The organism is Novosphingobium sp. UBA1939 (assembly GCF_002336885.1).
Lineage (GTDB): Bacteria > Pseudomonadota > Alphaproteobacteria > Sphingomonadales > Sphingomonadaceae > Novosphingobium.
In genome coordinates, this window is sequence record NZ_DDFB01000078.1 from 1 (window position 1) to 9,157 (window position 9,157).

10 protein-coding genes and 1 pseudogene are annotated in these 9,157 nt (G+C 66.2%); 8 read left to right on the plus strand and 3 right to left on the minus strand.

The features are described from left to right. Window positions 1-1,567: pseudogene (locus B3547_RS10850) on the minus strand (DNA-directed RNA polymerase subunit beta); the annotation flags it as partial. 362 nt (window positions 1,568-1,929) lie between these two features. Here B3547_RS10850 and B3547_RS10855 point away from each other — a divergent pair. The 5 genes from B3547_RS10855 (at window position 1,930) to rplL (ending at window position 4,175) form a co-directional block, all read left to right on the plus strand. After that, window positions 1,930-2,079, plus strand: a complete 150-nt coding sequence (locus B3547_RS10855; protein ID WP_292962992.1) for a hypothetical protein — start codon at window positions 1,930-1,932, stop codon at window positions 2,077-2,079. A 25-nt stretch (window positions 2,080-2,104) separates the two neighbouring features. Next, a complete protein-coding gene (locus B3547_RS10860) occupies window positions 2,105-2,635 on the plus strand; it encodes a DUF2975 domain-containing protein (RefSeq protein ID WP_292962995.1) in 531 nt (176 codons plus the stop codon). Next, window positions 2,635-2,847: a helix-turn-helix domain-containing protein gene (locus tag B3547_RS10865; protein WP_124808066.1), complete on the plus strand. Its 213-nt coding sequence runs from the start codon at window positions 2,635-2,637 to the stop codon at window positions 2,845-2,847. Before B3547_RS10860 ends, B3547_RS10865 begins: the two co-directional genes overlap by 1 nt. Before the next feature lie 371 nt (window positions 2,848-3,218). After that, on the plus strand, window positions 3,219-3,731 hold the full coding sequence (gene rplJ / locus B3547_RS10870) for a 50S ribosomal protein L10 (RefSeq protein ID WP_124808065.1): 513 nt from the start codon (window positions 3,219-3,221) through the stop codon (window positions 3,729-3,731). Window positions 3,732-3,797: 66 nt separating this feature from the next. Continuing rightward, window positions 3,798-4,175 carry a 50S ribosomal protein L7/L12 gene (rplL, locus tag B3547_RS10875; RefSeq protein WP_124808064.1) on the plus strand — a complete coding sequence of 126 codons (378 nt, stop codon included), beginning with the start codon at window positions 3,798-3,800 and terminating at the stop codon, window positions 4,173-4,175. 211 nt (window positions 4,176-4,386) lie between these two features. Here the strand turns inward: rplL and B3547_RS10880 are convergent, their stop codons facing one another. Next, window positions 4,387-5,715: a hemolysin family protein gene (locus tag B3547_RS10880; RefSeq protein WP_124808063.1), complete on the minus strand. Its 1,329-nt coding sequence runs from the start codon at window positions 5,713-5,715 to the stop codon at window positions 4,387-4,389. Between the two features lie 161 nt (window positions 5,716-5,876). Between B3547_RS10880 and B3547_RS10885 the strand changes: the two genes are divergently transcribed. Beyond that, a complete protein-coding gene (locus B3547_RS10885) occupies window positions 5,877-6,569 on the plus strand; it encodes an OmpA family protein (RefSeq protein WP_124808062.1) in 693 nt (230 codons plus the stop codon). An 86-nt stretch (window positions 6,570-6,655) separates the two neighbouring features. Then, window positions 6,656-7,657, plus strand: coding sequence for an aldo/keto reductase (locus B3547_RS10890; RefSeq protein WP_292963004.1), 1,002 nt, complete (start codon window positions 6,656-6,658; stop codon window positions 7,655-7,657). A gap of 22 nt (window positions 7,658-7,679) precedes the next feature. Here the strand turns inward: B3547_RS10890 and B3547_RS10895 are convergent, their stop codons facing one another. Beyond that, entirely contained in the window at window positions 7,680-8,456 is a 777-nt protein-coding gene (locus B3547_RS10895) for a 3'(2'),5'-bisphosphate nucleotidase CysQ (protein WP_125954170.1), read from the minus strand. Window positions 8,457-8,748: 292 nt separating this feature from the next. Between B3547_RS10895 and B3547_RS10900 the strand changes: the two genes are divergently transcribed. Further along, window positions 8,749-9,157 (plus strand): electron transfer flavoprotein subunit beta/FixA family protein (locus tag B3547_RS10900; RefSeq protein ID WP_292963007.1); only part of this gene is annotated, 409 nt, incomplete at its 3' end.

A 9,157-nucleotide genomic window follows, 5' to 3' on the forward strand; every position in this document is an offset into this window, starting at 1 on the left:
GCGACGAGCCGAAGAACTCGCGCACCGCAGCCACAGCGGGCTTGGCGTTGATCAGATCGTTCGGCATCACGGTCGAGACGTCGACCGACGACATGCGCTCCTTCACCGCGCGTTCCATGCGCAGCAGGCCGACGCGGTACTGGTTCTCCAGCAGCTCGCCCACCGAACGCACGCGGCGGTTGCCGAGGTTGTCGATGTCGTCGACTTCGCCCTTGCCGTCCTTCAGGTTCACCAGTTCCTTGACCACGGCGAGGATATCGTCGGTGCGCAGGGTGGTGACCGTGTCGGGGCAGTCGAGGCCAAGGCGCATGTTGAGCTTGACGCGGCCCACGGCCGAAAGGTCATAGCGGTCGGCGTCGAAGAACAGGCCATCGAACAGCGCTTCGGCGGTTTCGCGCGTCGGCGGTTCGCCGGGGCGCATCACGCGGTAGATGTCGGCCAGCGCCTGGTCGCGGTCCTCGGCCTTGTCGGCCTTCATCGTGTTGCGGATCCACGGACCGGTGTTGACGTGGTCGATGTCGAGCAGCTCGAGCCGGTCGACGCCCGCCTTGTCCAGCACTTCGAGGTTCTCGGGGCTGACTTCGTCGCCCGCCTCGATCCAGATGCGGCCGGTCGATTCGTCGATCAGGTCCTTGGCCGAATAGCGGCCGAAGATTTCCTCGGTCGGGATCAGCAGTTCCTCAAGCCCGTCCTTGGCCGCCTTGTTGGCCGCGCGCGGGCTGATCTTCTGGCCGGCGGGGAAGATCACCTCGCCCGACTTGGCGTCGACGATGTCGAACGCCGGCTTCGCGCCGCGCCACTGTTCCAGCACGAACGGCACGCGCCAGCCGCCTTCGCCGCGCGCCCAGGTGACCTTGTCGTAGAAATAGTCGAGGATCTGCTCGCCGTTGAGGCCCAGCGCATAGAGCAGCGCCGTGACCGGCAGCTTGCGCTTGCGGTCGATACGGACGTTGACGATGTCCTTGGCGTCGAATTCGAAATCGAGCCACGAACCGCGGTAGGGGATCACGCGGGCGGCGAAGAGGTACTTGCCCGACGAGTGCGTCTTGCCGCGGTCATGGTCGAACAGGACGCCCGGCGAACGGTGCATCTGCGACACGATGACGCGCTCGGTCCCGTTGATGAAGAAGGTGCCGTTGTCGGTCATGAGCGGGATATCGCCCATGTAGACGTCCTGCTCCTTGATATCGATGAGCGACTTGGTCTCGGTCTCGGCGTCGACCTCGAAGGTCGCCAGCTTGAGCGTCACCTTCATCGGCGCGGCATAAGTGATGCCGCGCTGGCGGCATTCGTTGACGTCGTACTTCGGCGCCTCGAGCACGTAGCCGTCGCGCTCCTTGATATCGAGGCTGGCGGTGCCGGCGAAGTCCTGGATCGGGAACACCGACCGCAGCGTCTTTTCCAGGCCCGAGACATAGCCCGTGGCCGGATCGGAGCGCAGGAACTGCTCGTAGGATTCGCGCTGAACCTCGATCAGGTTCGGCATCTGCACGACTTCGTGGATGTCGCCGAAGATCTTGCGGATGCGCTTCTTCACGCCGGGGCGTGCGGGAGCCTTGGTCGCCATGGAGGAGTTCTGCCTCTTCGCTCTATCAAAGGCCGGGCGAACCCGGCGAAACGGTGCCAAACGCGGCGTTGGCGCATCAAACGCGAAAAGGCCGCACGGCACGGCGCCCGATTCGGGAACCCGGCCAGCAGCCTTCGCGTCAGATAAACCCGCGCGCTTCCTTCCTTGTGCCGTCCCCCGCGTATGGGAAAGCCTTGCTCGAAGCGCCGGTTATGAAAGGCCATATAGGGAGGCGATCACGCGCTGTCAAAGGGGTGGCCGCAGCTCGATGCGATCTCCATATCGATTTTCGATATTATTGATTGACGATAAGAAAAGATGCTCTTATTGAATATCGATATCGACCACCTGGAGAAGTCCCCATGCCCAGCCCTCGCCTTGCAGGATCGCGCACCGCCATCGTGCCGCTCGTCTGCGCGCTGCTGCTGCTCCTTCCGGCGCTTGCCGCCGCCACCGCATCGGGACCGCGCCAGGCGCTTGCCCCCACCTTGCCGCTGCCGACGCTCGCCTGACCCTATCAACGAGGAAACCGCCACCATGTCTCTTCGCCCCCGCGACCCCCTGCTGACGGCGGGGCGCCTGATCGTCACCGCCGGCCTCGGCCTCGCCGCCCTGATCGGCGTGACCAGCCTGCTCGGCGCCCCGGCCATCGTCCTGTTCCGGGCCGACGTGCTCGCCGGCATCGCCTCGGAAACCGGCCACGCCGCCAGCACGCAGACCATTCCCGGCCTTGCCGTGATCCTGCTGCTGATCGCCGGAATGGCCGGCGCGGCCTTCCTTTTCCTGCTCGACCTGCGGCGCATCATCGACAGCGTGGGCGCCGGCGATCCCTTCATCCCCGCCAACGCCCGGCGCTTGACCCGCATGGGCTGGCTGACGCTGGCGGTGGAAGGCATGTCGTGGCCCGTCGGCGCGATGGGCGTGTGGCTGGCCGGCATGATCGGCAACGCCACGGCGGATTTCGACATCTCGCCGGGATCGTTCCTGCTGGCGATCGTGCTGTTCATTCTCGCCCGCGTCTTTCGCGAAGGGGCGCGGATGCGCGACGATCTGGAAGGAACCGTGTGATGCCGGTCGTGGTCAAGCTCGACGAACTGCTCCAGGCCAGGGGTATGACGCTCACCCAACTGGCCGAGCGGGTCGACATGACGCTCGCCAACCTCTCCATCCTCAAAACCGGCAAGGCCAAGGCCATCCGCTTCTCGACGCTGGAAGCCATCTGCCAGGAACTGGGGTGCCAGCCGGGCGACCTGCTGGGCTACCGGGGCGAGGCGGAGTGACCGCACCGCGCCGCCTCCGGCCCTTGCCACGGGGACTCCAGCCTTGACTCGGCGCCCCGTCCTGCTATTGGCCCGCCCCTGATCGAAGGGCGCAAGCCCCGACATCATCCGTCCGAGACAGCTGGTGCGGGCTTCCCGCTTAATCTCCAGCCTAGGCGGGGAAAAGAGTTTCCGGGGCCGCGTGCCCCTTGGCCCGACGTTCCGCCCCGCGGATCGTGGCGCCATCCGCGCTTTCGAGCGCACCTCCTTCCCTTGTCAACGGACTCGCCGGTGCTCCTCCGTGGGGCATCGACCCCTGCATCCGCAGGGGCAAGCAAACGTAGCCGGCCGTTCCGGGCCTGTCCCGGGCGGCCATTGTGAAGGAGTAAGGCATGGATCGTTCGCAGAAAGCCGAATCGGTCGCGTTCCTGAACTCGGTCTTCTCCGAGGCCGGCGCGGTGGTCATCACCCGCAACCTCGGCATGACGGTGGCCCAGTCCACCGCCCTGCGCACGAAGATCCGGGAAGCGGGCGCGACTTACAAGGTTGCGAAGAACCGTCTTGCCAAGCTTGCCGTCGCGGGCACCGATTACGAAGGCATTGGTGATTTCTTCACCGGTCCGACGGCGATCGCTGCCTCGGCCGATCCGGTTGCCGCCGCCAAGGCGGTGATCGAATTCGCCAAGACCACCGACAAGATCGAAATTGTCGGCGGCGCGATGGGTGGCCAGATTCTCGACGCGGAAGGGGTCAAGGCGCTCGCCTCGATGCCGTCGCTCGACGAACTGCGCGCCAAGCTTATCGGCCTCATCCAGGCTCCGGCCACGAAGATCGCCCAGCTCACCACCGCTCCGGCGGCGAAGCTGGCCCGTGTCTTCGGCGCCTACGCCAAAGAAGCCGCGTAAGACGTATCGAAACGATTTTCGTCCGGCGCGCCGCGCCGGGCGCCACGAAATCAGGAGTGAAATATCATGGCCGATATCGCCAAGCTTGTTGAAGAACTGTCGAAGCTGACCGTCCTCGAGGCCGCTGACCTCGCCAAGGCCCTGGAAGAAGCATGGGGCGTTTCCGCCGCTGCCGCCGTTGCCGTTGCCGCCGCTCCGGCTGCCGGTGGCGAAGCTGCCGCCGCTGAAGAAAAGACCGAATTCGACGTCATCCTGACGGGCGACGGTGGCAAGAAGATCCAGGTCATCAAGGAAGTCCGCGCGATCACCAACCTGGGCCTGACCGAAGCCAAGGCGCTGGTCGAAGGCGCGCCGAAGGCCGTCAAGGAAGGCGTTTCGAAGGCGGAAGCCGAAGAAATCAAGAAGAAGATCGAGGAAGCCGGCGGCACCGTCGAGCTCAAGTAATCTTCTTCCGGTCTTCCGGACAGAAACAGCAAAGGGCGGTCCTTCGGGGCCGCCCTTTTCGTTTGTCGATCGTATTGATTGCAAACAATCGTGCTTCGCCCACCCCCATCCCCTCCCGCACGCGGGAGGGGCGCGAGACTTGCGTCGCCGCAGGCGGCGTTAGTCGCAGTGGGGTGGGCTGACCGCAAGTCACCCTCCGCCGAACAGGATCCTACCCGTCCAGCTCGGCCTTTTCGGGGTGCGCGGCCTTGATCCGGCTCACCAGCACCTTGTCGATCTTGCGGCCGTCCATGTCGACGATCTCGAAGCGCCAGCCCTGCTCGGCGAAATGCTCGCCCTCCGTCGGCAGGTGCTTGAGCACCGACAGCACATAGCCCGCGGCGGTGGCGTAATCGCGGTCTTCGGGCAGGTCGATCGCCAGCCGGTCGCCCAGCGCGTCGGCGGGCAACGCCCCGGCGATCAGCAGCGAACCGTCGTCGCGCTCCACGATCATCGGCGCATCGCCCTCGTCGCCGTGGCCCACGAAATTGCCGGCGATCGCCGCCAGCAGGTCCGCCGGGGTGACGATGCCTTCCAGATGGCCGTATTCGTCATGCACCAGCGCCAGCGCGACTTCGGCCTGCTGGATCACGCGCAACGCATCCATGGTGTCGAGCTGGTCGGGCACGATCGCCGGCTTCTTCATCAGCCGCGTCAGCATGATCTTGCGCCCGCGCAGCAGCACCGACAGCACGTCGCGCACCTTGGCCACGCCCACGATCCGGTCGACCGAACCGTCCGCCACCAGCAGCAGCGAATGCGGGCTGTCCTCGATCGCGGCGCGGATTTCCGCCTCGCTCGCCTTGCGCTCGATCCAGTGCAGTTCGGTGCGCGGCGTCATCACCTCGCGCACCGGGCGTTCGGCCAGCCGCATCACGCTGGTCATCAGCGCGCGCTCGTCCTCCTCGATCACGCCGGAGCGGGTGGCCTCGGCGAAGATCATCTGGAGTTCCTCCGCCGTGACTTCCTGCTCGGCCCCCTTGTTCAACCGCAGCAGGCGCAGCAGCAGGCCGGACGAGCGGTCCAGCGCCCACACGAACGGCGCGTTGATGCGGGCGATCAGCACCATCGGGCGCGCGGCGACGATGGCGATCGGTTCCGCCGCGCGCAGCGCCAGCTGCTTGGGCACCAGTTCCCCGACGACGAGGCTGAGGTAGGTGGTGATCGCGATGACCAGGATGAAGCCCGCCTCGCCGGCATAGCGCGCGGGCACGCCCGCCGCCGCCAGTCGCTCGCCCACCGGGCCGCCCAGGCTCGCGCCCGAATAGGCGCCGGCCACGATGCCGACGAGGGTGATGCCGATCTGCACGGTCGAAAGGAACTTGCCGGGATCGGCCGCCAGCTCCAGCGCGGTGCGCGCGCCCCGGCTGCCGGCCTCGGCCGCAACCTTCAGACGCGCCGGACGCGCGGAAACGATCGCCAGTTCCGACATGGAAAACAGGCCATTGAGCACGACGAGGCCCACGATGACGAAGACGTCAGGCCAGGGAAAAGGTGTCACGCCCTGTCCGCTAGCAGATTCATCGCCATTCGCGAAGTCCCACCGTTCGGGAACAGTTCAGACTGGCGGTGCGTAATCAGGTCGATGTAGGTTAATCACGCCGGTTCACCGCCGCGGGAGAGAGCGGCCGGGGCGAAGCGTCGCAAGAAGGGGAATACAACATGAAGATTCGTCGGGTCCTCGTTTCGAGCCTGTGCGCGGTGTCGCTCGTCAGCCTCTCGGCCTGCGTCACCGATCCCAACACGGGCGAGAAGAAGGTATCGCGCACCGCCATCGGCGGCGTCGGCGGCGCGCTGGGCGGCATGCTGCTGGGCGGCCTGATCGGCGGCAAGACCGGCCGCATCCTGGGCGCGGGCATCGGCGGCATCGCCGGCGCCGCGGTGGGCTATTCGATGGACAAGCAGATCAAGCAGCTGCGCGAATCCACCGCCGGCAGCGGCGTGGACGTGACGCCGACCGACAACGGCTCGGCCATTCTCGTCAACCTGCCCAACGGCGTGACGTTCGATACCGACAGTTCGGCGATCAAGCCCACGTTCCGCGATACGCTGGACAAGGTGGCGCAATCGCTCAACCAGTATCCGGACAGCCTGATCGACGTGTACGGCCACACGGATTCGACCGGGTCGGACGCCTACAACCAGGCCCTTTCGGAACGCCGCGCCCGCGCGGTAGCCGATTACCTGACCTCGCGCGGGGTGTCCTATTCGCGCATTCGCAGCCAGGGCTTTGGCGAGACGCAGCCGGTCGCCTCGAACGATACCGAGGCCGGCCGTTCGGCCAACCGCCGCGTCGAGATCAAGATCGTGCCGATCTCGCAGGATGACGTGGCGCGCGCCCGCTCGGGCCAATAACGCGGCTCTCATGGCATGATACCGAACCAGCCGGGTTGACGTTCCGCGCACCCGGCTGGCATCGGCGTGGCAAAGGAGATTCTGCCATGCTGATCCAACGCCGCCCCATCGCCGGACGCCCGACCAACCCCGTGGGGCTCGGCTGCATGTCGCTGAGCTGGGCCTATGGCGGCCGCCCGAGCGACGAGGACGGGCTGCGCCTGCTCGATCGCGCGATAGAAGTAGGCTACGATCATTTCGACACCGCCCGCCTCTATGGCATGGGCCACAACGAAACGCAGGTCGGCAAGGCGCTGAAGGGCAAGCGCGACAAGGTGTTCCTCGCCTCCAAGATGGGCATCTTCGCCAGCGGGGAGAAGCGCGGGATCGATTGCCATCCCGATACGATCCGCAGCGAACTCGAAATCTCGCTGCGCCTGCTCCAGACCGACCACATCGATCTCTACTATATGCACCGGCGCGATTTCAGCGTGCCGATCGAGGACTCGGTCGGCGCGATGGCGGACCTTGTGCGCGAGGGCAAGATCGGCGCGATCGGCCTGTCCGAAATGTCGGCCGACACGCTGCGCAAGGCCGCCGCCGTCCACCCCATCGCCGCGATGCAGACCGAATATTCGCCGTGGACGCGCCAGGCGGAAATCGCCGTGCTCGAAGCCTGCCGCGAACTGGGCACGACCTTTGTCGCCTTCTCGCCCGTCGCGCGCGGCGTTCTCGCCAACGGCGTGGCGGACCCGGCGACGCTGGAGGAAAAGGACATCCGCCGCGCCATGCCACGCTTCCAGGGCGATAACTGGACGCACAACTACGGCCTGGTGCAGCAGTTCAACGCCATCGCCACCCGCGCGGGCGTGACGCCGGCGCAATTGTCGCTCGCCTGGGTGCTGTCGCGCGGGGAGCATGTCGTCGCCATCCCCGGCACCGGCAAGATCGCGCATCTCGAGGAGAACATCGCCCGCTGGGACTGGGTCCTTCCCGCCGATGTGGCCGCCGAAGTGGACGCGCTGATCAACCAGCAGACGGTCGCCGGCCACCGTTACGCCGGGGCCATGCTGCCGACGATCGACACCGAGGATTTTGTAGAAGCCTGAGCAGTGGCCCGGAAAGGGCGCGTCAGGCGAGCCTGGCCGCCCGTTCCGCCAGCCGGTCCACCGCCGCCGCGTGAATCGCGGGGGCGGTTACCAGCAGCCCGAACGCGCGGGGATCGCGCTTGTTGAAGACCAGCGGCTGCCCGAAGGCGTCGGTGGTGGTGGCACCCGCCTCGCGCGCGATCAGCGCGGCCGCCGCCACGTCCCATTCGAAGCCCCAGCGCAGCGTGGCCAGCAGGTCCGCTTCATCGGCGGCGACCATCGCGATACGCAGCGCGATCGAATTGGGCTTGTCCACCAGCACCAGGTCGCCATCGACTCCCGCCAGCGCATCGGCCGGCACGCGCGATCCGGTCAGCTCGGCCCGGCTGCTCGCATGAAGCGCCACGCCATTGCGGGTGGCGCCCTTGCCGGCAGTGGCCCGCCAGAACTCGTCGCGCGCCGGGGCGCTCATCATGCCGATCAGTGGACGGCCGCCGCTGACGAGTGCCACGGAAACCGCCCACCCCGGACGCCCGCGCACGAAATCGCGCGTGCCGTCGATCGGATCGACCAGCCAGCACAGCCCGCGCTCCAGCCGCTCCGGGTGATCGACCGTCTCCTCCGACAGCCAGCCGGCGGAAGGCAGCAGTGCGTGCAGTTCGCGCTTCAGATAGGTATCGACGGCGATGTCCGCCTCGCACACCGGATTGCCCGGCGTCTTGTCCCACACTTCCAGCGCGTGTCCGTGGCCGGGCCAGCGCGAAAGCGCCATCTGTCCGGCCTGGTGGACAATTGCTTCAAGGCGATCGAAGTCGATCATGGGCATCGCGTTTTCCGCCCTGCTGGACTTGGGCAGCCAACGCAAGCATCGTGCGTGTATTATTCCACCAAGGTCGCAAGGACGCGGCAGCGCCGCCACCAAGCCTTGCATGGGATCATTCCTGTTTCGGGGGGTGCTCAGCCAGGATGCACCCGGTAAGGTCCGGCTCCGCGAATGCTGCGTTTGCCATCGGCCGATCGATTTTCTTTCCACGCTTGCGGCAGATAGATTGACGTTTACGTAAACGCAAATTATGCCGCCACCATATCCAACTGGGAAAGGCTTTGAAGCGATGAAAGCCCTGGTCTGCGTGAAGCGGGTGATTGATTACAACGTGAAGCCGCGAGTGAAGGGTGATGGAACGGGTGTTGATCTTGCGAACGTGAAGATGAGCATGAACCCGTTTGACGAGATAGCGGTTGAGGAAGCGATCCGCCTGAAGGAGAAGGGCGTGGTATCGGAGATCGTGGCGGTGTCGGTGGGGCCTGCGAAGGCGCAGGAGACGCTGCGCACGGCCCTGGCGATGGGCGCGGACCGGGCGATCCTGGTGCAGTCGGACGACGAGGTGGAGCCGCTGGCGGTGGCGAAGATCGTCAAGGCGATCGCGGACGAGGAAGCGCCGGGTCTGATCATCACGGGCAAGCAGGCGATCGACGACGATTCGAACCAGGTGGGGCAGATGGTGGCGGCGCTGCTGGGCC